Origin of the sequence: Bradyrhizobium oligotrophicum S58, assembly GCF_000344805.1 — a bacterium.
Lineage (GTDB): Bacteria > Pseudomonadota > Alphaproteobacteria > Rhizobiales > Xanthobacteraceae > Bradyrhizobium > Bradyrhizobium oligotrophicum.
The window spans coordinates 6,599,747-6,622,022 of record NC_020453.1 but is presented as its reverse complement, the minus strand read 5'-3'; the positions used below and the strand labels follow the sequence as shown (position 1 = coordinate 6,622,022).

The 22,276-nt window shown below is 65.6% G+C and carries 19 protein-coding genes and 1 pseudogene; 16 read left to right on the top strand and 4 right to left on the bottom strand.

The annotated features are described in order from the left end of the window. The first annotated feature begins 1 nt into the window (after position 1). The 4 genes from hypD to S58_RS28595 are packed head-to-tail and all read left to right on the top strand — an operon-like array spanning position 2 to position 4,974. Positions 2-1,129 (top strand): hydrogenase formation protein HypD, encoded by a 1,128-nt coding sequence (gene hypD, locus S58_RS28610; RefSeq protein WP_015668904.1) that lies wholly within the window; start codon positions 2-4, stop codon positions 1,127-1,129. After that, the gene (gene hypE / locus S58_RS28605; protein WP_015668903.1) at positions 1,126-2,166 is read left to right on the top strand and encodes a hydrogenase expression/formation protein HypE; all 1,041 of its coding nucleotides are present in this window, start codon (positions 1,126-1,128) and stop codon (positions 2,164-2,166) included. The genes hypD and hypE overlap by 4 nt, the downstream gene beginning before the upstream one ends. 8 nt (positions 2,167-2,174) lie before the next feature. Continuing rightward, entirely contained in the window at positions 2,175-3,632 is a 1,458-nt protein-coding gene (locus S58_RS28600; RefSeq protein ID WP_015668902.1) for a sigma-54-dependent transcriptional regulator, read from the top strand. Beyond that, positions 3,607-4,974: a sensor histidine kinase gene (locus S58_RS28595; RefSeq protein WP_015668901.1), complete on the top strand. Its 1,368-nt coding sequence runs from the start codon at positions 3,607-3,609 to the stop codon at positions 4,972-4,974. The genes S58_RS28600 and S58_RS28595 overlap by 26 nt, the downstream gene beginning before the upstream one ends. A 15-nt stretch (positions 4,975-4,989) precedes the next feature. Here S58_RS28595 and S58_RS28590 read toward each other — a convergent pair whose 3' ends face one another. The 3 genes from S58_RS28590 to S58_RS28580 all read right to left on the bottom strand — a co-directional run bounded on the left by S58_RS28590 (position 4,990) and on the right by S58_RS28580 (position 7,497). Beyond that, positions 4,990-5,850, bottom strand: coding sequence for a formate/nitrite transporter family protein (locus tag S58_RS28590; RefSeq protein WP_015668900.1), 861 nt, complete (start codon positions 5,848-5,850; stop codon positions 4,990-4,992). Between the two features lie 146 nt (positions 5,851-5,996). Next, positions 5,997-6,683 carry a GntR family transcriptional regulator gene (locus S58_RS28585; RefSeq protein ID WP_015668899.1) on the bottom strand — a complete coding sequence of 229 codons (687 nt, stop codon included), beginning with the start codon at positions 6,681-6,683 and terminating at the stop codon, positions 5,997-5,999. A 100-nt stretch (positions 6,684-6,783) separates the two neighbouring features. Next, positions 6,784-7,497, bottom strand: coding sequence for a GntR family transcriptional regulator (locus tag S58_RS28580; protein ID WP_083938691.1), 714 nt, complete (start codon positions 7,495-7,497; stop codon positions 6,784-6,786). Positions 7,498-7,691: 194 nt separating this feature from the next. Between S58_RS28580 and S58_RS28575 the strand changes: the two genes are divergently transcribed. The 7 genes and pseudogenes from S58_RS28575 (at position 7,692) to S58_RS28545 (ending at position 15,610) form a co-directional block, all read left to right on the top strand. Beyond that, on the top strand, positions 7,692-8,153 hold the full coding sequence (locus tag S58_RS28575) for a copper chaperone PCu(A)C (RefSeq protein ID WP_015668897.1): 462 nt from the start codon (positions 7,692-7,694) through the stop codon (positions 8,151-8,153). 105 nt (positions 8,154-8,258) lie between these two features. Continuing rightward, a complete protein-coding gene (locus S58_RS28570) occupies positions 8,259-10,037 on the top strand; it encodes a PQQ-dependent dehydrogenase, methanol/ethanol family (protein WP_015668896.1) in 1,779 nt (592 codons plus the stop codon). 100 nt (positions 10,038-10,137) lie between these two features. Further along, positions 10,138-10,644 carry a c-type cytochrome gene (locus S58_RS28565; protein WP_042340988.1) on the top strand — a complete coding sequence of 169 codons (507 nt, stop codon included), beginning with the start codon at positions 10,138-10,140 and terminating at the stop codon, positions 10,642-10,644. After that, positions 10,641-11,273, top strand: coding sequence for a hypothetical protein (locus S58_RS28560; protein WP_015668894.1), 633 nt, complete (start codon positions 10,641-10,643; stop codon positions 11,271-11,273). The genes S58_RS28565 and S58_RS28560 overlap by 4 nt, the downstream gene beginning before the upstream one ends. A gap of 81 nt (positions 11,274-11,354) precedes the next feature. Next, positions 11,355-12,905 carry an AMP-binding protein gene (locus S58_RS28555; protein ID WP_015668893.1) on the top strand — a complete coding sequence of 517 codons (1,551 nt, stop codon included), beginning with the start codon at positions 11,355-11,357 and terminating at the stop codon, positions 12,903-12,905. Positions 12,906-12,947: 42 nt separating this feature from the next. Beyond that, positions 12,948-13,869, top strand: a pseudogene (locus S58_RS39485) (AEC family transporter). 28 nt (positions 13,870-13,897) lie between these two features. Continuing rightward, positions 13,898-15,610 carry a thiamine pyrophosphate-binding protein gene (locus S58_RS28545; RefSeq protein ID WP_015668890.1) on the top strand — a complete coding sequence of 571 codons (1,713 nt, stop codon included), beginning with the start codon at positions 13,898-13,900 and terminating at the stop codon, positions 15,608-15,610. A 175-nt stretch (positions 15,611-15,785) separates the two neighbouring features. Here the strand turns inward: S58_RS28545 and S58_RS28540 are convergent, their stop codons facing one another. Next, positions 15,786-17,096, bottom strand: a complete 1,311-nt coding sequence (locus S58_RS28540; protein ID WP_015668889.1) for an MFS transporter — start codon at positions 17,094-17,096, stop codon at positions 15,786-15,788. 155 nt (positions 17,097-17,251) lie between these two features. Between S58_RS28540 and cyoA the strand changes: the two genes are divergently transcribed. The 5 genes from cyoA to S58_RS28515 are packed head-to-tail and all read left to right on the top strand — an operon-like array spanning position 17,252 to position 22,271. Next, positions 17,252-18,427 carry a ubiquinol oxidase subunit II gene (cyoA, locus tag S58_RS28535; protein ID WP_015668888.1) on the top strand — a complete coding sequence of 392 codons (1,176 nt, stop codon included), beginning with the start codon at positions 17,252-17,254 and terminating at the stop codon, positions 18,425-18,427. Positions 18,428-18,437: 10 nt separating this feature from the next. Further along, on the top strand, positions 18,438-20,447 hold the full coding sequence (gene cyoB / locus S58_RS28530) for a cytochrome o ubiquinol oxidase subunit I (RefSeq protein WP_015668887.1): 2,010 nt from the start codon (positions 18,438-18,440) through the stop codon (positions 20,445-20,447). Further along, a complete protein-coding gene (gene cyoC, locus S58_RS28525; protein ID WP_015668886.1) occupies positions 20,444-21,073 on the top strand; it encodes a cytochrome o ubiquinol oxidase subunit III in 630 nt (209 codons plus the stop codon). Before cyoB ends, cyoC begins: the two co-directional genes overlap by 4 nt. Beyond that, positions 21,070-21,429 (top strand): cytochrome o ubiquinol oxidase subunit IV, encoded by a 360-nt coding sequence (cyoD, locus tag S58_RS28520; protein WP_015668885.1) that lies wholly within the window; start codon positions 21,070-21,072, stop codon positions 21,427-21,429. The genes cyoC and cyoD overlap by 4 nt, the downstream gene beginning before the upstream one ends. Beyond that, on the top strand, positions 21,429-22,271 hold the full coding sequence (locus tag S58_RS28515) for an SURF1 family protein (protein WP_042340987.1): 843 nt from the start codon (positions 21,429-21,431) through the stop codon (positions 22,269-22,271). The genes cyoD and S58_RS28515 overlap by 1 nt, the downstream gene beginning before the upstream one ends. Positions 22,272-22,276 lie beyond the last annotated feature (5 nt).

Here is a 22,276-nt window from a genome sequence, read left to right as displayed (position 1 = left end):
CATGAAATATGCCGACGAGTTTCGCGACAAGGAGCTGGCGACCGGGCTCGCGCGCGCCATCCGCGCCAAGGCCGATCCGGGGCGCGCCTATCGCTTCATGGAGTTCTGCGGCGGCCACACCCATGCGATCGCGCGCTATGGCCTCGAGGACATGCTGCCGGACAATGTGCGCATGATCCACGGTCCCGGCTGCCCGGTCTGCGTGCTGCCGGCCGGGCGTATCGACATGGCGATCGCGCTCGCGGAGCGACCCGAGGTCATCCTCTGCGTTTATGGCGACCTGATGCGCGTGCCGGGCTCGCGCGGGTCGTCGCTGATGAAGGCGAAAGCACGCGGCGCCGACATCCGCATGGTGTATTCGACGCTGGATGCGATCGCGCTGGCCGAGCAGAATTCCGGCCGCGAGGTGGTGTTCTTCGCCATCGGCTTCGAGACCACGACGCCGCCGACGGCCGTGATGATCCGGGCCGCCGAGAAGAAGCAGCTGTCGAACTTCACGGTGTTCTGCAATCATGTGCTGACGCCGCCGGCGATGCGCGCGATCCTCGATAGTGACACGCCAATCGAGATCGATGGCTTCGTCGGGCCGGCGCATGTCTCGACCGTGATCGGCACCGAGCCCTACGCGCCGTTCGCGCGCAATGACGGCAAGCCGGTCGTGATCGCCGGCTTCGAGCCGCTCGACATGATGCAGGCGATCCTGATGCTGATCGAGCAGGTCAATGACGGTCGCCACGAGGTCGAGAACCAGTATCGCCGCGCGGTCACCGGCAGCGGCAACCGGCGCGCCATTCAAGAAGTCGCCGAGATCTTCGAGCTACGCGATCAGTTCGAATGGCGTGGCCTCGGCAGCATTCCGGCGAGCGCATTGAAGCTGCGGCCCGCCTTCGCACATCTCGATGCCGAGCTGCGCTTCGCCATGTCCGAACGGGTCGTCGCCGACAATCCGGCGTGCGAATGTCCGGCCATTCTGCGCGGCCTGAAGAAGCCGGTGGACTGCAAGCTGTTCGGCACGGCGTGCACGCCGGAGACGCCGATCGGTTCCTGCATGGTGTCGTCGGAAGGCGCCTGCGCGGCGCATTGGACCTATGGCCGCTTCCGCGACCATCAGCGGAGGCTTGCGTCATGAGCATGCATCAGCGCCGGCTCGACCTGAAGAACGGCTGCGTCGATCTCTCGCATGGCGCCGGCGGCCGCGCGATGGCGCAACTGATTGCCGGCCTGTTCCACGAGGCATTCGGCAACGAATGGCTGGCGCGCGGCAACGACCAGTCGGCGTTCGACGTCGCGGCCGGCCGCATGGTGATGACGACCGATGGCTACGTCGTCTCGCCGCTGTTCTTCCCCGGCGGCAATATCGGCTCGCTCGCGGTGCACGGCACGGTCAACGACATCGCCATGGCCGGCGCCAGGCCGCTGTATCTGTCGGCGAGCTTCATCATCGAGGAGGGGTTTCCGTTTTCCGATCTGAAGCGGATCGCCGATGCGATGGGCGAAGCGGCGCGCGAGGCCGGAATCGCGATCATCACCGGCGACACCAAGGTGGTCGAGCGTGGCAAGGCGGATGGCGTGTTCATTTCGACGGCCGGCGTCGGCGTGCTGCCGGAAGGTCTCGATCTCTCGGCCGACAAGGCCAAGCCTGGCGACCGCGTGCTGCTGTCCGGCAGCCTCGGTGATCACGGCGTCGCCATCATGTCGCGGCGGCAGAACCTCACCTTCGATACCGAGATCATCTCCGACTCGGCCTCGCTGCACGGTCTGGTCGCTGACATGGTTGCAGCCGGCGGCGATGGCATCCGGCTGATGCGCGATCCCACGCGCGGCGGGCTGGCGGCCACGATGAATGAGATTGCCCAGCAGTCCAATCTCGGTTTCCGTCTCCAGGAGGACGCCATTCGGGTCAAGCCGGCGGTCGCAGCCGCCTGCGAGCTGCTTGGGCTCGATCCGCTGCACGTCGCCAACGAAGGCAAGCTGATTGCAGTGGTTGCGTCGGAGGCGGCGGCTGCCGTGCTCGCCGCGATGAAGGCGCATCCGCTCGGACGCGACGCCGCCGACATCGGCACGGCCGTCAGCGACGACCACCGCTTCGTCCAGATGGTCACGAGCTTCGGCGGCGGCCGTATCGTCGACTGGCTGTCGGGCGAGCAGCTGCCGCGAATCTGCTGAGACGCGCGATGGGCATCCAGGGAACGATATTGGTCGTGGACGACGAGGTCCGGTCGCAGGAAGCGCTGCGCCGCGTCCTCAATCAGGATTTCGAGGTGTTGTGTGCCGGCAATACGGTCGATGCCGAGAAGCTGCTCGAAGGCGAGATCGTCCATGCCGTGATCTGCGACCAGCGCATGCCGCAGGAGTCGGGCGTCAGCTTCCTGAAGCGGGTGCGCGAGATGTGGCCCGATCCTGTCAGGATGATCATCTCGGGCTATTCGGATTCCGAAGACATCATTGCGGGCCTCAACGAGGCCGGAATCTATCAGTACATCACGAAACCTTGGCAGCCGGACCGCCTGATCGAGATCGTGCGTGAGGCCATCCAGCTCTACCGGCTGCAGAAGGAGACGGAAACCGCGGGCGTCGATGTCAAGGCGACGCCGGCGCACATCAAGCAGGTGGTGTCGGTCAAACGTGGCGTTGCCAGGCAGCTCTATGATTTCGACCGCATCGTGCACTCGGCGGCGAGTCCGATGCGTGGCGTGATCGAGCTTGGCCGCCGCGCCGCGGACTACGACATCTCGGTGCTGATCACCGGCGAGTCCGGCACCGGCAAGGAGCTGCTGGCCCGCGCGATTCACTACGGCTCGGCCCGCGCCACCAAGGCGTTCGTGGTCGAGAACTGCGGCGCGCTTCCTGATGAGCTGCTGGAGAGCGAGCTGTTCGGCTGCAAGAAGGGCGCTTTCACCGGCGCCTATCAGGACCGCATCGGCCTGTTCGAGGTCGCCGATGGCGGCACCATCTTTCTCGACGAGATCGGCGAGACCTCGCCGGCCTTTCAGGTGAAGCTGTTGCGCGTGCTGCAGGAGGGCGAGATCAGGCCGCTTGGTGCGCAGCGCGTGCGGAAGGTCGACGTCCGCGTGGTCGCCGCGACCAACCGGGACCTCGAAGCCGAGGTCGAGGCCGGCCGCTTTCGGCGCGACCTGTATTACCGGCTCGCCGCATTCCCGGTGCACATGCCCTCGCTGCGCGAGCGCCCGATGGACATCCCGCTGATCGCCGAAGGTGTGCTCGCGGCCGTGAAGACATCGTTCAACCGGCCGCATCTGCGCTTCGCGCCGCCGGCGCTGGAGGAGTTCTGCCGCTATCATTGGCCCGGCAATGTCCGCGAGCTGCAGAACGAGATCCAGCGCATGGCGGTGCTGGCCGATGCCGACGAGCTGCGCTGTCCGCCCTTTTCCGGCCGGCGCAACGGTCGTCGCGCCGCGCCGGCCGTGGCCAACGGCAAGCTCAATGGTTCCGGGAGCCTGAAGGACAGGGTGGAGGATCTCGAAAAGACCATCATCGTTCACTGTCTGGAAAAATATGATGGTAACATCAGTCGCGTCGCGAGCGAGCTCGGCCTGTCACGGGTCGGCTTGCGGAACAAATTGTCGAGATACGATCTGAAGAAAAATGGCAAAGGCCACTCACTCTCCTGAGTCCGGGGCTGACACGCTTCTGAGGCTGATCGCGAGCAGCAGCACGCTCGAGCTCGACAGCGAGCGCGAAGGCGTGTGGATCGAAGTGATCCGCAAGATGGACGAGGTCTATTCCGACCTGCTGCGTTACGAGGTCGATCTCGAGCACAAGAATGCGGAGCTCGAGGAAGCCCAGGCCTTCGTCACCAATGTCATCGAGTCGGTCTCCGATATTCTGGTCGTGTGCGACGCCAAAGGCACGGTGCAGCAGGCCAACTCGGCCTTCTTGCAGACGTCAGGACGGGCTCTGCCTGACATCGCCGGTCGTAACATCGCCGAGATGATCGACCCCGATCATCGGCCCAAGCTCGCCGCGCTGCTGAAGCCGCGCAGCAGCGCCGAGGTGGTCGACGGCGAATTGCGCTTTGCCGCGGCGGCCGGCGCCAGCTCCGATCTGTTCGCGATCAACAGCTCGCCCCGGCATGATCATCGCGGCCGCTTCATCGGCGTGGTGCTGACAGGACGGCCGATCGGCGAGCTTCGCCGCGCCTATGAGGCCCTGCACAAGGCGCATCACGAGCTGCAGCGGGCGCAGCGGCAGCTGGTCGAGCAGGAGAAGATGGCGAGCCTCGGCCGCCTCGTCGCCGGTGTCGCGCACGAGCTGAACAATCCGATCAGCTTCGTCTATGGCAACATCCACACGCTGATGCGTTACCGCACCTCGCTGGTCGGCTATCTCGATGCCATCCACGAGCAGCCGGTCGCGGATGACGTCGCCGCGCTCCGCAAGGATCTCCGGATCGATGCCATCCTCGATGATTTCGGCCCGCTGATCGAGGGCACGCTGGAAGGCGCGGTGCGTATCAGCGAGATCGTCAAGAACCTGCGCCGCCTGTCGTTCTCGAAGCTCGGCGAGGTCGAGCGCGTCAATATCGAACGGCTGATCAATACGGCCGTGCTGTGGGCGGGCCGTACCAAGCAGCATCGCGTCGACATCCAGATCGATGTCGAGCCGGATCTGTGGATCTCCGGCAATGAAGGCCAGCTGCATCAGGTGATCGTCAACCTCGTGGAGAACGCGATCGACGCGATGCGTGCGACCGAGTTGCCGCGCCTCGTCGTTTCGGCGGCACGCCAGGGCAGCGAGATCGCGTTCAGGATCACCGACAATGGGTCCGGCATCGACAAGGATCATCTGAGCCACATCTTCGAGCCGTTCTTCACGACCAAGCGCGTCGGCGAGGGCACGGGTCTCGGGCTCTGGATCAGCTACGGCATCGTCCGCGAGCACGGCGGCGAGCTGTCCGCGGCCAACGAGCCGCAGGGCGGCGCCACGTTCTCCTTCACCTTGCCGGCGGCGTGACGATCCGCGCCGGGACTAGGAATTCTGGTCGAGCTCGGCTGCGACCTGACCATAATTGAGCAGGGCTACCAGCGTCGTCCCGCCCACGACATTGCCGAGCAGCGTCGGGACGAAGAACATCGCGACATAGTCCCACAGCGAGGTCTGTCCCTTGAGAACCAGGAAGGCGCATTCGACCGATCCGGCGACGATGTGCGCGAACTGCCCGAGCGCGACCAGATAGGTCATCACCATGACGATATGGGCGCGCGCGCCGCGCACGGCCGGCAGCAGCCACGCCATCAATGCGATCAGCCAGCCCGCGAAGATCGCGCGCATGAAGGTGGTCGAGAACGGACCTTCGACGGTGTGGCGGCTTAGCTCGGTGAAGGCATCGATGATCCGCGGCTCGAACACATCGGTGTGCGCCAGCGCTGCTGCGGCGGCCCATGTCCCCACGATATTGGCGAGAAGCACGAGGCTCCAGAGCCGGGCCACCTGTCCCAGCGTCTTTGCATCCCGATGATGCAGCAGCGGCAGGATCGGCGTCAGCGTGTTCTCGGTGAACAATTGCTGCCGGCCGAGCACCACCACGAGGAAGCCGGCGGTATAGCCGAGCGGAGCAAACAGCCGCCGCGCCGCTTCGTCGGCGACAAAGGCGTAGAACTCGCCCTGTACGATGAGCGACAGACTCATCGACAGTCCTGCCGCGAAGCCCGACAACAGAATGGCCCACCAGCGCCGTTCGAGCTCGCTTTCGCCCTCGGCGCGGATGGTCTCATGAATCAGTGCCGCGTTGGGCCGGCTCTGCGCCCGGATCTCCCGCCGCTGCTGGTCCGAGACGCCCTCGATGTCGGCGGCGGGGCTGAAGGTCGGGGAGGTTGCCTTGCTGTGCACGTCACGCGATCCGTCGGCTGGCGCGGGCTGTTGCCGACGCTGAAAATGGGATACTGAGCGTCCCCTTCGTGAACGTCCGAAACGATGCCGGGGTTCCTGATCGCAGCGCTGTCGGCTGTCGCAGGTCGAAGCCAGGTCCGACCTAATCAGGACGCCGTCGCGACCGGCACGGGCTCGCGCTGACTGGTCAACCGCGCCAGCAGCACGGTGGCGGTCCGCGTAATGTGTTGCCGCGCAAGATCCTCGGCCTGCTGCGCGTCGCCCGCGATCACCGCCTGCAGGATGCCCTCGTGCTGGTCCCAGATCCGCCGCGGGGTCTCGTCGCGCATCAGCACCTCGCCCATCAGGCGACGCAGATGCAGCCAATGCGGCTGGGTGGTGTCCTGGATCACCGAGTTGCCGGAGATCTCGTAGAGGAATTCGTGAAACTTGACGTCGGCCTCGATCAGCTTCTCGACCGAATGCTCGCGCTCGGCGCGGCGGCCGTCCTCGATCAGTTTGGGGCCTTCGTCGGCGGCGCGTTCGGCGCCGCGGGTCGCCGCGAGCCGCGAGGCGAGGCCTTCGGCAACGGCGCGGATTTCATAGAGATTGCGGATGAAGTCGGTGTCGATCGGCGCGACTTCCAGGCCTCGCCCCGGCGCCTCGCGCACAAAACCCTGATTGCGCAGCAGGAGCAGCGCCTGCTGCACCGGTTGCCGCGACACGCCGAGGTCGCGCGCCAGATCATCCTGGATCAGGCGCGCAGACTCCGGCAGCTCGCCGCCAACGATGTCCGAGAGGATGCGCTGGTAGACGCGTTCGGTCAGGTTCGGCTGTGTCTTCAGCGGCGGCACGCGGCCTCCTGCAGCAGATCAGGCGTGATCCCCGGTCGGCGCGCGGCGGCCGGCCGGCCGCCCGGCACTCTCACCGCCGAGAGTGTGCGATCCGTGGCGATCATAGCGACATCTTCTTGGCCGAGAGCATGCGCCGCTGCTTCGGGCGGCTCTCCTGCTGGAGCTCGATGTGGTGGATGAACACACGCGCCGCGCGCGAAATGTGCTCGCGGCTCAGCCGTTCGGCGTCGGCGCTACGCCCGTCGACGATGGCGGCGAGAATGTCCTCGTGCTCGTCCCAGACCCTCCGGGACATGCTCTGCTCCTTCTGCAGCACGTCGGACATCACCCGCTTCAGACATGGCCAATGCGGCGCCATCGTCTCGCCGATCAGCGTATTGCCGGAGAGATCACCCAGGAAGCGGTGGAAGGCGATGTCGGTTTCGATCTTGCGGCCGACGAGGCCGCTTTTGACCGCCTCGTGACCGGCGGCGATGTAGGCCGGACCTTCGCGCGCGGCGCGATCGCTGGCGCGCTCGGCTGCGAGCCGTGCTGCAAGACCTTCGAGCACCGCGCGCATCTCATAGAGATCCCGCACGAAGCCGGGGTCGAGCGGCGCCACGATCAGGCCGCGGCCGGGTGCGCTCTGCACCAGCCCACAGCCGCGCAACAGCATCAAGGCCTGCTGCACGGGCTGACGCGAGACTCCATAGGCCTCGGCGAGATCGTCCTGGATCAGCCGGGAACCGGACATCAGCACGCCGCTGACGATCTCGTCAGTGATCGCTTCGACGACCTGGTCGACCAAAGAGGGGGCAGGGGGCACGATTCTCATGAGCCATCACGTTTTGCCGGAGATTAGCATGTCAAGGGCGAAAATCCATTTGCGAGGAATTCGAATTCAGAGTACGAATTCAAAAATAAGGAGCCAAGCTAAAACGGCTTCAATAGGTGGGGAGGGCGTCCGTGTCGGATCAACCGGCTCGTTCGAGGCGTGATCAGAGCTTCCCGACGCCCTCGGAGGGCAGCGTGCGCGCTGGCGTGGTGCCGGCCGGGCGACGCCAGTCTCTGGCGGCTGTTGCGGCGCTGTTGGTGTCGATGACGCCCGCGCCCGCGGCGGCTGGCGAAGGTCTGACGCTGTCCGAAGCCTGGGTGCCCGCCGCGCCCGAGGTCGGCCGAGACATCCCCCTGCTGATTACCGTCAAGAACGAAACCAGCGCGCCGGAAGCGCTGCTGCGCGTGCGCTGTCCGATCGCCAATTTCTCCGAACGCCACACCGTCGACCGCGGCGAAGGCGCGCCCGCGATGCGCTCCATCCCCAACATCCCGATTCCCGCGGGCAGCACGCTGGTGCTGCTGCCGACCGCCTATCACGTGATGCTGCTGCAGACGCGCGAGCCGCTCGAGCCGGGCAAGCGCTTCACCTGCACGATCGTATTCCAGAAGGCAGGATCCATCGAAACGGAGGTCGAGGTTCGCAAGTCCCCTTGAAGGCGTCCCCTTGAAGCTTGTTTGTCGCTTGCTTCCTCTCCGCTGCCGAGCCTGGCGGAGCGGCGTTCGATCGAACTCATAAATCAGTAGTGGGAGAAGGAAACGATGAGGATTAACGTCAGGTCGACCTTGCGGGCGGTGCTGCTGGCCAGCGCAGCCTTCGCCTGTTTCCACCTCGCATCGCCGGCGCAGGCCGCCGACGAGATGACGCCGGAGCGCTTGCTCAACGCCGACAAGGAATCCGGCAATTGGCTGCATCACCACAAGAACTATTCGGGGACGCGGTTCTCTGCGCTGAAAGAGATCAACAAGGACAACGTCAAGAACCTCAAGGTCGCCTGGACCATGCATCTCGGCGGCGTCGAGGGCGGCGGCATCTGGAGCCATGGCGGCCTCGAAGGCACTCCGATCGTCGAGAACGGCATGATCTATGTCACCGACGGCTGGGGCTCGGTCTACAAGATCGATGCGCGCGGCGGCAAAGGCCAGATGGTCTGGAAGATGGATCCGAAGACGGATCACGATTGGGCCGGCGCCATCGCCTGCTGCGGCGTCGACAATCGTGGCGTCGCGCTGTGGGGCAATCTGGTCATCTCCCACACGCTCGACGGCCGCCTGATCGCAACCAACAAGGAGACCGGCCAGGTCGCTTGGCAGCGCCAGGTCGCTGATCCCGACAAGGGCGAGGTCATCACCGGCGCACCGCTGATCGTGAAGAACATGGCCGTTTCCGGCGTCGCAGGTGCCGAATACGGCATCCGCGGCTGGATCGCCGCGACCGACCTGTCGACACAGAAAGAAGTCTGGCGCACCCACACCATTCCGGCGAAGGGCGAGCCCGGCAGTGAGACCTGGAAGGACAGCAACGACGCGGCCGCGGCCGGCGGCGGCTCGACCTGGGTGACGGGCACCTACGATCCCTCGACCGACACCATCATCTGGGGCGTCGGCAATCCCGGCCCGGATTGGGACAACGCTTATCGGCCGGGCGACAATCTCTACACTGACAGTTCGCTGGCGCTCGACGCCAACACCGGCAAGATCAAGTGGCACTATCAGCACACGCCGAACGATCCCTATGACTATGACAGCGTCGCCGAGAACGTCCTGGTCGACGTGCCAGCACCGAACGGATCGACCCTGAAGCTCGCGCTGGAGGCCGACCGCAACGGCTTCGCCTATGCGATCGATCGGACCAGCGGCAAGTTCATCTGGGGCCTGCCCTTCGTCAAGAAGGTGACCTGGACCAAGGGCCTCGATGCCGAGACCGGCAAGCCGATCGAGTATGATCCGAAGAATCCGGTGCAACGCTACAATGCCGCGGTCACGCCGAGCCGCGACAACAAGGTCGCGGACATCTGCCCGGGCAACATGGGCGGCAAGAACTGGCCGCCGACGGCCTACAATCCGGACCTGAAGCTCTGGTACATTCCGGTCATCGAGAGCTGTAACCGGATCACCGTCGAGGAGTCGACCAAGGACAAGCTGAAGGCGCGCGAGTTCTGGACCGGCGGCGGACCGAGCCAGCCGTTCAAGATCACGGGCAGCGTGACCGCGATCGACGTCACCACCGGCAAGGTCGCCGGCAAGATGGAGACGCCGTTCCCGAATCTCGGCGGCATGCTGGCGACGCCTGACCTCGTCTTCTCCGGCCAGCCTTCGGGCGAGGTGATGGCGCTCGACGGCAAGACGCTGCAGAAGCTGTGGGAGTTCAACACCGGCGGCGGCGTCAATGCGCCCCCGGTGACGTTCTCTGTCGACGGCAAGCAGTATGTCGCGATCCTGGTCGGTCTCGGCGGCGCCTGGGACAAGTGGTTCATCGAAGCCACGCCCGAGCTGAAGAAGATCCAGCCCGGCTCGATGCTCTACGTCTTCTCGCTGTGACATCGCGAGGAGCGGAGGCGATGATCGCCTCCGCTCCTCCCTATCCCCCGTTCGACAAGAAGATCAGATGAAACTCAGTGGGATCACGTCCGGCTTGGCGTTGGCTTGCGTTCTCGCTTCTGGATCGCTCGCCTCGGCGCAATCAGCAGCCGATCCGACCGAGGCGGGCAAGGCGGTGTTCAAGCGCGCCAACTGCGTCGGCTGCCACAAATGGCACGGCAATGGCGGTGGCGGCTATGGCGGCGACGCGCTGTCCTTGCGCAAGACCCAGCTCACGCGCGAGCACATCGTCGAGACCGTCACTTGTGGCCGGCCAGGGACGGGGATGCCCTACTTTGCGCGCGGCTCCTACGACACGACGAAATGCTACGACATGAACCGCCAGGACGTGGGCGAGCGCGTGCCGCCGGAAGGCGGCACGTTCCTGCGGCCCAACGATATCGAAGCGGTCGCGGACTACGTGCTCGCGCACATCAAGGGACGCGGCGAGCCGAACTACGACGAGTGCACAGCCTTCTTCGGCAACACCTCGCGCGTCTGCGACATCTACAAGGCCAATGCTGCCAAGCCTGCAAGCGAGTCCTCGACAAGCGAGCCATCGAAATGAAACGGTCAAATTGCGCTGCGATCCTCGCTACGTTTCTGCTGTCCTTCGTGATGCATGCGGCTTCTGCCCAGGCCGTGCCGAACTACGATCTGCGCGACATCACCGTCGGCATGCCGGTCGGCGATCTGCCCGACGCTGGCTACGTCAATCTGACCTGCGCCAAGGATCCCGATCGCAAGCTCGACGCGTGGTCGGGCTGGCGCGACTGCCCTGCCGATGCGCAGGGGATGCATGCGGTGCGTTTCGAGTTCGATCCGGAGACCAGCCAGGACGGCACCAAGGTCGCCGGTCATCCCGTGCTTCTGACGGCCCTGGTCGACGACAAGGGCGCCGTCACCGGCCTCACCATCGAGACCGATCCGAAGGCGCGGCTCTACATCCGCAAGAAGGCGTTCCTGCTCGGCAACCAGGTGAAGTCGCGCTATGGCGCCGAAGGCTGGGATTGCAAGGAGCAGCAGCCGACGGCGGGCGAGCAGCCGGTCGGCGGCGTGTTCCTGCGTGAGGTCTGCAAGAAGGCGATTCCGGGCCGGACGTTGACGGTCGAGCGCGAGCTGTTCCGCAAGCCGGATCAGGACGCCAAGAGCTTCGTCGACCAGACGCTGGTCCGGATCACGAAGGATATCAACTAGTCTGTCGCCGACCGTCATCGCGCTCCACGGGAGGCGCGCGCCAGTCGGCGTCGTCACACCCGGCTGCCGGGAGAAACGACGATGAGGGATCTCTTCAACTTCGGGCAGATGCTGTCGGCCCATGCGAGGACGGCACCGGAGCGCGTGGGTGCGCGCGATCTCGACCGTGCGATGAGCTTCAGGCTGTGGAACGAGCGTGCCTGCCGGCTCGCCAACGCGCTGCTCGGGCTCGGCCTGGCCAAGGGCGATCGCGTCGCGATCCTCGCCTACAATTGCGTGGAATGGTGCGAGATCTACGCGGCCACCGCCAAGGCCGGCCTGGTGGCGCTGCCGATCAATTTCCGCCTCACCGCGCCCGAGGTGCAGTTCATCGTAGAGAATGCCGATGCGGCCGCGATGATCGTGCAAGACGAGCTGACGGGCCTCGTCGAGGAGGCGCGCCAGGATCTCGGCATCCCCGACGACCGCTTCATCCATTTCGGCACCAAGCCGCGTCCCGCGGGCTATCGCGGCTATGAGGATATCATCGCCGCGGCTGCGGATCGCGAGCCTGGCCAGCAGGTCGCACTGTCGGATCCCTGGACCTTGATGTACACCTCGGGCACCACCGGCAAGCCGAAGGGCGTGCTGCGCAGCCATCGCAGCGCCGTGCTGCTGTCGATGGTCACCGAGATCGAGCTGAAGCTCAGCCGCAACGATGGTGCACTGCTGGTGATGCCGATGTGCCATGCCAACTCGCTGAATTTCTTCGGCGCCTTCGGCTATATCGGCGGCGTCAATTCGATCTACTCGCGCAAGAGCTTCGATCCCGAGCACGCCGTGACGACGCTCGCGGACGGTGGCTCGACCTTCACCTCGCTGGTGCCGACGCACTACATCATGATGCTCGATCTGCCGCGCGGGTTGCGCGCGCAGCATGATTTCAGCGCGGTCACCAAGCTGATGATCTCCTCGGCGCCGGCGCGCCCCGAGACCAAGCGCGAGGTGATGGAGATGTTTCCGAAGTCCGGCCTCTACGAGCTCTATGGCGCCACCGAGACCGGCTGGGTCACCATGCTGCATCCGCATGAGCAGTTCACCAAGCTCGGCTCCGTGGGCCGCGAATGCGTCGGCGCCGCGCCCATCCGTCTGCTGGATGAGGCCGGCAACGAGGTGCCGGACGGCGAGGCGGGCGAGCTCTATTCCTCGAACGCGCACACCTTCGACTGCTACTGGCGGCTGCCGGAGAAGACCAGGGAGGCGTTTCGCGGCGACTACTGCTCGGTCGGCGACATGGCGCGGCGCGATGCCGACGGCTACATCCAGCTCGCCGACCGCAAGAGCAACATGATCATATCAGGCGGCGAGAACATCTATCCCTCCGAGGTCGAGGCGCTGGTCGGCGCCCATCCGGGCGTCAAGGACATCGCCGTGATCGGCCTGCCCGACGACAAATGGGGCGAGCGCGTGCACGCCGTGATCGTGCCTCGCGACGGCATGGCCGTGCAGGAGAGCGAGCTGGTCGAGTGGGCAAAAGAACGACTCGCCGGTTTCAAGCGGCCGCGTTCCTACGCCTTCATCACCGACGCCGAGATGCCGCGCAATGCCACCGGCAAGATCCTGCATCGCGAGCTGAAGAAGAGATTTTCCTAACTAAGATGGCTGCAGTTCGTACCAGTCTGATATGTAGCCGCGATGCAGGCCGTCCTCAATTCCGCTCTTCCCATCTTCGCTCTGATCCTCACCGGATTCCTGTGCGGCTGGTACGGTGTGTTCGATCGCACCGCGACCGACAACCTCAACCGCTTCGCGGTCTATCTGGCGCTGCCCGCGCTGATCTTCACGGCGATGTCCAAGATCAACGTCGAGCAGGTCAGCCAGTTCGGCTTCATCGCCGCGTTCTGCGGCGGCATTGCCGCGACCTTCGCGACCGGCTTCGTGATCAGCCGGCTGCGCGGCCGCCGTGTTGCCAATGCCAGCATCGAGGGACTCGATGCCGGCTACAGCAATGTCGGCTTCATGGGCATTCCGATGTGCCTCCTGGTGTTCGGCCCGGACAGCGCGCCAGCCTCGATCATCGCCACGCTGTTCACGGCCTGCGTGCTGTTCCTGTTCGCGATCGTGGTGGTCGAGATGGACCTGCAGAAGGGCGCCACGCTGGGCGCAACGATCGCCAAGGTCGCGCGCTCGTTGTTGACCAGTCCGCTGTTCATCGCGCCCGTCGCCGGACTCGGGGTCGGCCTCAGCGGCTTCGCATTGCCGGCGCCGTTTCTGAGCTTCACGACCTTGCTCGGCGGCGCTGGTCTGCATCGGGCTGTTCCTGGCGCAGGAACGTGTCGTGACGCGCGATGCGACCTCGATCGCCATCCTCGTCTCGCTCAAGCTCGTGATGCAGCCGGCAGTGACCGCGCTGCTCGCCTTTCACGTGTTCTCGATGCCGCCGCTGTGGTCGCATTCGGCCGTGATTCTGAGCGCGCTGCCAATCGGCTCCGGGCCGTTCACGATCGCCAAGCTCCATGGCCTCGAGGCCGGCGTCACCTCAGGCTCGATTCTGGTCTCGCACATCTTCGCCGTTCTCACCGTGTCGCTGCTCGTGGCCTGGCTCGCGCCGGGCTGATCGCAACATCATCCGCTGGAGTGGTCCGATGAAAATCTCTCCCGACAGTGCCGCTGATCTGATCGCCCGCCTGCTCAAGCGCCGGGGTGTGAGCCGCGTGTTCGCGCTGTGCGGCGGCCACATCATGCCGATCTGGATGCGGCTCGACGCCGAGGGTATCAGCATCATCGACGTGCGCGACGAGCGCGCCGCCGTGCACATGGCGCAGGCGCATGCCGAGCTGACCGGCGAGCTTGGCGTCGCGCTGGTCACCGCAGGGCCCGGCATGACCAATGCCATCACCGGCATCGCCAACGCCCATGTCTCGCGCGCGCCGGTGCTGGTGCTTTCGGGCGGCAATCCGCGGCCGCAGGAGAACCGCGGCGGCCTGCAGGATATGGATCACACCCAGCTGGTGCGCTCGATCACGCGCTATGCGCGCACCGTCCGCGAGCCATCGCTGGTGCTGCAGGAGCTCGACGAGGCGATCTCCCGTGCCGTCGGCGATGGCGGCGAGCCCGGGCCTGTCTTCATCGATTTCCCCGTGGACACCTTGCGCGGAACGGTGCCGAAGGCGCTTCAATTGGAGGAGCATCTCGCGCCGAAGCCGCGCAGGGCGACGCGGCCCGACGCTTCCGAGGTCGAGAAAGCCGTCGAGCTGTTGTGGTCGGCGCGCCGCGTGCTCGTCATCTCCGGCCGCGGCGCGCGCGGTGCGGGCCCCGAACTGATCGTACTGCTCGACCGGCTCGGCGCGGTCTATCTCGACACCGGTGAGAGCAGGGGGCTTGTGCCCGACGATCACCCCTCGGTGGTCGGCGCGATGCGCGGCGCCGTGATGGGGGATGCCGATGTGGTGTTGACAGTCGGCCGCCGGCTCGACTTCCAGCTCGCCTATGGCTCGCCGGCCGTGTTCAAGGACGCCAAATTCGTGCGCATCAGCGACACCGCGTCGGAGCTGCGCGACAACCGCCGCGGCGCCGCGGAGATCCTGGCATCCCCGTCGGAGACCTTGCGCGCCATCGTGGCACTGGCGGCCAATCGCGAATCCGCCGTCGACCGGCAATGGGCGGCCAAGCTCCGCACTGCGCATCAGGAGCGCGCGGCCAAGCTGCGCCAGAGCATGGCAACGGCGCCGGTCGGCAGCGACGGACGGCTGCATCCGAATCGTGTGCTGTCGGCGCTGCAGGACGCCATCGGCAACGACGCTGTCGTGATCACCGATGGCGGAGATTTCCTCTCGTTTGCCCGCGTCGGCCTGAGCGCGCCGCTGATGCTCGATCCCGGCCCGTTCGGCTGCATCGGCATCGGCGTGCCCTATGGCATCGCCGCAAGCCTTGCTTTCCCCGACAAGCCCGTGGTGGTCGCGACCGGCGACGGCGCGTTCGGCTTCAACGCGATCGAGGTCGACACCGCCGTGCGCCACAAGGCGCCGGTCCTGATCGTCGTCGCCAACAACGGCGCCTGGCAGATCGAGGTGCACGACCAGACCGTGACGCACGGCAAGGTCGTCGGCACCAAGCTGCAATTCGCCGATCACGCCGCCATGGCGCGCGCCTTCGGCATGCATGCCGAGCGGGTGGAGACCGAAGAGCAGCTCGCGCCTGCAATCAAGCGCGCGCTGGCCAACCGTCCGGCGCTGCTCGACATGGTGGTGACGCCGGAGGCCGTCTCCTCCGACGCCAAGACCGGCCTCGCCTGGGTCCCCGACCTGCAGCCGCTCGCCGCCTGGGACGAGGCGGAGCGGAAGTGGCGGGGGACTTAGTTGGTGGCCTGAAGGCGTTTGTAGCGAGCAGCGGGGCTGTCACCGTCGTTCGAGACGCCCGCCTCCGGCGGGCTCCTCAGGACGAGGGCCGACTTGCGGTGAGATGCTAACCCTCATGGTGAGGAGCGCCGCTGGCGGCGCGTCTCGAACCATGAGGCCCCAACGCGTCGTGTGCTCACACCTGCTGCAACTGCCGCGGCGCGCTGAGCCATAGCGCCAGCAACGTGCACACCGCGCCGGACAGCAGATAGCCGCCGGCCGAGAGCAGGCCGAGATTGGCCGCCAGCACCAGTGCGGCGAGCGGGGCGAAGCCGGCGCCGAACAGCCAGGCGAGGTCGGCCGTCAGCGCCGACGCCGTGTAGCGGAAGGTCGGTGCGAAATTCGACGCGATGGCGCCCGACGACTGGCCGAACGACAGGCCGAGCAGGATGAAGCCGAGCACCATGTAGACGGTCTCGCCGACCGCGCCGGCGTCGAGCAGCTGCGGCGCGAAGCCCGAGAACACCGCGATCGCGATCGCCGAGCCGATCAAGAGCGACTTGCGCCCGATGCGGTCGGCGAGCATGCCGGAGGCGACGATCGCGGCCACGCCGAACACCGCGCCGACCGCCTCGATGATCAGGAAGCGCGCCGGCGTCTCCTTGGTGAACAGGAACACCCAGGACAGCGGAAACACCGTCACCATGTGGAACAGCGCAAAGCTCGCCAGTGGCGCGAATGCGCCGATCACGATGTTGCGGCCTTCATGCCGGATGGTGTTGACGACCCGGGCCGGCTGCAGTTCTCGGGAGTGGAACAGCTCGTCATATTCCGGCGTGACCACCATGCGCAGCCGCGCGAACAGCGCCACGACGTTGATGGCAAACGCCACGAAGAACGGATAGCGCCAGCCCCAGTCGAAGAAGTCTGCGGCCGAGAGATTGCCGACGAAGAATGCGAACAGCACGCTGGCGACGATCAGCCCAAGCGGCGCGCCGAGTTGCGGGATCATCGCGTACCAGCCGCGCTGATGCTCCGGCGCGTTCATGGCGAGCAGCGACGCCAACCCGTCCCAGGCGCCGCCCCAGGCAAGGCCCTGGCCGATCCGCGCCAGCGCCAACAGCCAGATCGCGGCGGCGCCGACGGTGTGATAGCTCGGCAGAAAGGCGATCGCGACGGTCGAGGTGCCCAGCAGGAACAGCGCCGTGATCAGCTTGGCGCTCTTGCCGTAGCGGCGGTCGACCGCCATGAAGATCACGCTGCCGAACGGGCGGGCGATGAAGGCGAGCGCGAACAGCGCAAAGGAATAGAGCGTCTGCGTCAGCTCGTCGGCGAACGGAAACACCAGCCGCGGAAACACGATCACCGAGGCGATCGCGAACACGAAGAAGTCGAAGAACTCCGACGTGCGGCCGATGACCACGCCGATCGCGATCTCGCCCGGATGCGCCTCATGCGAGCGGGAGAGGTTGGTTTCGCCGTCGGCGGTCGCCGCTGCCTGTGTCATCGCGCTGCCTGCAGTCCTTTTACGCCTTCGATCTGCACCCGTCATTGTCTGCCCAGGCGCCGCACCGACATTGGACAAATTGTCCAATGTCGGGCACGTCGTCTCGCCGCTACCTCAGGCCTCGTTCAGAAATCCGCCTTTCGACGAGGTTGAGCGTGCGCTACTGGAAATTGTTGGCTCTGCTGCCGCTGGGGCTCACGCTCGGCGGCTGCAATCTGGTCGTGCTGGCGCCTTCCGGGGACGTCGCGGCCCAGCAGCGCGATCTGGTGATCATCGCCACGGTGCTGATGCTGCTGATCGTGGTGCCGGTCATGGCGGCGACCGCCGTCGTCGCCTGGCGCTACCGCCAGTCGAACGACGCGGCGACGTACACGCCGGACTGGGATCACTCGACCCAGCTCGAGCTCTTGATCTGGGCCGCGCCGCTGCTGATCATCATCTGCCTGGGCGCCGTGACCTGGATGGGCACGCATCTGCTCGATCCCTATCGCACGCTTGGCCGCATCGCGGCCGATCGTCCGGTGACCGCGCAGGACAAGCCGCTCGAGGTCAACGTCGTCGCGCTCGATTGGAAGTGGCTGTTCATCTATCCCGAATATGGCATCGCGACCGTGAACGAGCTTGCTGCGCCGGTGAACCGGCCGCTCGATTTCAAGATCACGGCCTCGTCGGTGATGAACTCGTTCTACATTCCGGCACTCGCCGGCCAGATCTACGCGATGCCGGGCATGCAGAGCCGGCTTCACGCCGTCATCAACAAGCCCGGACTCTATCGCGGCTTCTCGGCGAACTACAGCGGCGCCGGCTTCTCCGGCATGCGCTTCGCGTTCCATGGCCTGTCCGATGCCGAGTTCGCCGGCTGGATCGAGAAGGCCAAGGCGAGCGGCAGCCGGCTCGGCAAGCCGGACTACCTGACGCTGGAACGTCCCAGCGCCAACGAGCCGGTTCGCTACTACGCGTCGATCGACAGCGACCTGTTCCGCGCCATCCTCAACATGTGCGTCGAAACCGGCAAGATGTGCATGAGCGAGATGATGGCGATCGACGCCAGGGGCGGCATGGGGATGGCGGGCGTCCGCAACACGCTGCCGCTCGCCTACGACAAGTTCGCCGCCCGCGGCGCGGTGTTCGGCGTCGAGCCGAGCTTCGTGACCGGCGGCGTCTGCCTGCCGGGCGATCAGAACGTGCGGATGTCGGATGATTCGTCGCCCACCATCCTGGCGCCGCGCGACTGGACGCCGCTGCAGGGCCGCGGGCTGGAGCGGCCCGGCCCGATGCGGCCGTCGAAGGCATCATTCATCACGGGGCCAGCCTCGAAGTCGGATTCGTGAGGGTACGATCATGTTCGACACGTCAGATATCACCAGGTTCATCTTCGGCCGCCTGACGCTGGACTCGCTGCCGCTGCACGAGCCGATCATCATCGGCACCTTCGCGATGGTAGCGGTCGGCGGCGCGGCGCTGTTCGGCGCCATCACCTATTTCCGGCTGTGGGGCTATCTGTGGAAGGAGTGGTTCACCACCGTCGACCACAAGCGCATCGGCATCATGTACATGGTGCTCGGCATCGTCATGCTGCTGCGCGGCTTTGCCGACGCGCTGATGATGCGGCTGCAGCAGGCGATCGCCTTCAACGGCTCCGAGGGCTACCTCAACTCGCATCATTACGACCAGGTCTTCACCGCCCACGGCGTGATCATGATCTTCTTCGTGGCGATGCCGCTGGTCACCGGCTTGATGAACTATGTCGTGCCGCTCCAGATCGGTGCCCGCGACGTGTCGTTTCCTTTCCTCAACAATTTCAGCTTCTGGATGACGACGTCAGGCGCGGTGCTGGTGATGTGCTCGCTGTTCGTCGGCGAGTTCGCGCGCACCGGATGGCTGGCCTATCCGCCGCTGTCGAACATCTCCTACAGTCCGGATGTCGGCGTCGATTATTACATCTGGGCGCTGCAGGTGGCCGGCGTCGGCACGCTGCTGTCGGGCGTGAACCTGATCTGCACCATCGTCAAGATGCGCGCGCCCGGCATGACCATGATGAAGATGCCGGTGTTTACCTGGACCTCGCTGTGCACCAACGTGCTGATCGTCGCCTCCTTTCCGGTGCTGACCGCCGTGCTGGCGCTGCTGTCGCTCGACCGTTACGTCGGCACCAACTTCTTCACCAATGATTTTGGCGGCGATCCGATGATGTATGTCAACCTCATCTGGATCTGGGGCCATCCGGAGGTCTACATCCTGATCCTGCCGGCGTTCGGCATCTTCTCCGAGGTGACCTCGACCTTCTCGGGCAAGCGCCTGTTCGGCTACACCTCGATGGTCTACGCCACCGTCGTCATCACCATCCTCTCGTATCTGGTCTGGCTGCACCACTTCTTCACGATGGGGTCGGGCGCCAGCGTCAACTCGTTCTTCGGCATCACCACCATGATCATCTCGATCCCGACGGGCGCGAAGATGTTCAACTGGCTGTTCACGATGTATCGCGGCCGCATCCGCTTCGAGCTGCCGATGATGTGGACCATCGCCTTCATGCTGACCTTCGTGATCGGCGGCATGACCGGCGTGCTGCTGGCGGTGCCGCCGGCCGACTTCGTGCTCCACAACAGCCTGTTCCTGGTCGCGCATTTCCACAACGTGATTATCGGCGGCGTGCTGTTCGGCCTGTTCGCCGGCATTGCCTACTGGTTCCCGAAGGCGTTCGGCTTCAGGCTCGATCCGTTCTGGGGCAAGCTGTCGTTCTGGTTCTGGACCGTGGGTTTCTACTTCGCCTTCATGCCGCTGTACGTGCTCGGTCTGATGGGCGTGACGCGGCGCCTGCGCACCTTCGATGATCCGAGCCTGCAGATCTGGTTCGTCATCGCCGGCATTGGCGCGTTCCTGATCCTGCTGGGCATCGCCAGCTTCCTGATCCAGATCGCCGTGAGCATCCTGCGCCGCGAGCAGCTCGCCGACATCAGCGGCGATCCCTGGAATGCGCGCACCCTGGAGTGGGCGACGTCGTCGCCGCCACCGGCCTACAATTTCGCCTTCACGCCTGTCGTCCACGACAACGACGCCTGGTGGGACATGAAGCGCCGCGGCTATATCCGTCCGCTGGCCGGCTTCAAGGCGATCCACATGCCAAGCAACACCGGCACCGGCGTGATCCTTGCCGGGCTCAGCACCACCATGGCGTTCGGCCTGATCTGGTACATGTGGTGGATGGCCGCCGGCAGCTTCGTCGCGCTGCTCGCGGTGGCGATCACCCACACCTTCAACTATCACCGCAGCTTCCACATTCCCGCCGATGAGGTCGTCAGCGCCGAGCGCGCGCGGACCGAGCTGCTCGCAGCAGGAGCCAAGGCATGACCGTTGCGATGGGCACCATGAAGGCCGGCGAGCCGGTGTTCTACGTCGTCGACGAGCACGAGCACGCCGAGGGCGACAGCACGATGCTCGGCTTCTGGATCTATCTGATGAGCGACTGTCTCATCTTTGCGATCCTGTTCGCGGTCTATGGTGTGCTCGGCGGCCGCTATGCCGCGGGCCCTGCGCCGAAGGACCTGTTCGACCTGTCGCTGGTCGCGGTCAACACCTCGTTCCTGCTGCTGTCGTCGCTGACTTATGGTTTTGCGATGCTGTCGATGCAGCAGAACCGCCTCAAGGCGATGCAGGCCTGGCTCGTCGTCACCGGGCTGTTCGGTCTCGCCTTCCTGGGCATCGAGCTCACCGAATTCGCGCACATGATCCATGAGGGCGCGACGCCGCAGCGCAGTGCCTTCCTGTCGTCGTTCTTCACCCTGGTTGGAACCCACGGCCTGCACGTGACGTTCGGTCTGGTCTGGCTGGTCACCCTGATGGTGCAGGTGAAGCGCTTCGGCCTGATCGAGGCCAACCGGCGCCGGCTGGTCTGCCTGAGCATGTTCTGGCACTTTCTCGACGTCATCTGGATCGGTGTCTTCACCTTCGTCTATCTGATGGGAATGCTTCGATGAGCTCTGATGCACACGCGCACGGCGCGGCCGATGCCCATGCCGGCACCCGCCAGGGCCAGCTGATCGGCTTCGGCGCCTCCGTCGTCCTGACGGCGATTCCGTTTCTGCTGGTGATGAGCGGCGCGTTCGACAAGCAGGCGACGGCGCTGATCATCATGGCCTTCGCCGCCGCGCAGGTCTTCGTCCACATGATCTTCTTCTTGCACATGAACACCCGGGCCGAGGGCGGCTGGAGCATGATGGCGCTGATCTTCACCATCATCATGGTGGTGATCGCGCTCTCGGGCTCGCTCTGGGTCATGCATCATCTGACCACCAACATGATGCCGATGCACGAGATGGGCCAGACACCGTGATATCAGATCCTGCCAGCAGGGCAGGAGATGGCGCGCCGCGCCGCGGGCAAGCTGGCGCGCTGCGGCCTGCGACGATCGCGCTTGCGACAGCCTGGGCCGCCTGCGTCGCGGTCCTGCTGGCGCTCGGCATCTGGCAGGTCGAGCGCCGGGCCTGGAAGCTCGATCTGATCGACCGCGTCGAGCGCCGTGTTCATGCCGAGGCGGTGCCGGCTCCCGGACCGGCGGCGTGGCCGACCACCAACCGCAGCGATGACGAATACAGGCGCGTCACGCTGAGCGGTCGTTTGCTCAACGATCGCGAGACGCTGGTCCAGGCGCTCACGATCGAAGGGCCGGGCTACTGGGTGTTGACGCCGCTGCAGACCGCCGGCGGCGTCGTGCTGGTCAATCGCGGCTTCGTGCCGACGGATCGCCGCGACCCGGCGAGCCGTCGCGCCGGGAACCCGGAGGGCCCCGTCAGCGTGACCGGATTGCTGCGCCTCTCGGAGCCCGGCGGCGGTTTCCTGCGCCACAATGATCCGGCAGCAGACCGCTGGTATTCACGTGATGTCGCGGCGATCGCGGCGGCGCGCAGCCTGTCCAATGTCGCCCCGTTCTTCGTCGATGCCGATGCGACGCCCCATCCCGGTGGGCTCCCGATCGGCGGGCTGACCGTGATCGCGTTCCCGAACAACCATCTGGTTTACGCGCTGACGTGGTTTACATTGGCCTTGATGCTGGCCGGCGCCGGGCTGCAGCGGCTGCGCCGCGCGCATGGCGATCCCGGTTCGCCGGCAGCGCAGGATGTGGAATGCGATCAGCGGCAGCAGGACATGCGCGGATACGGAGCGTCGGCCTCTTGAGGGAT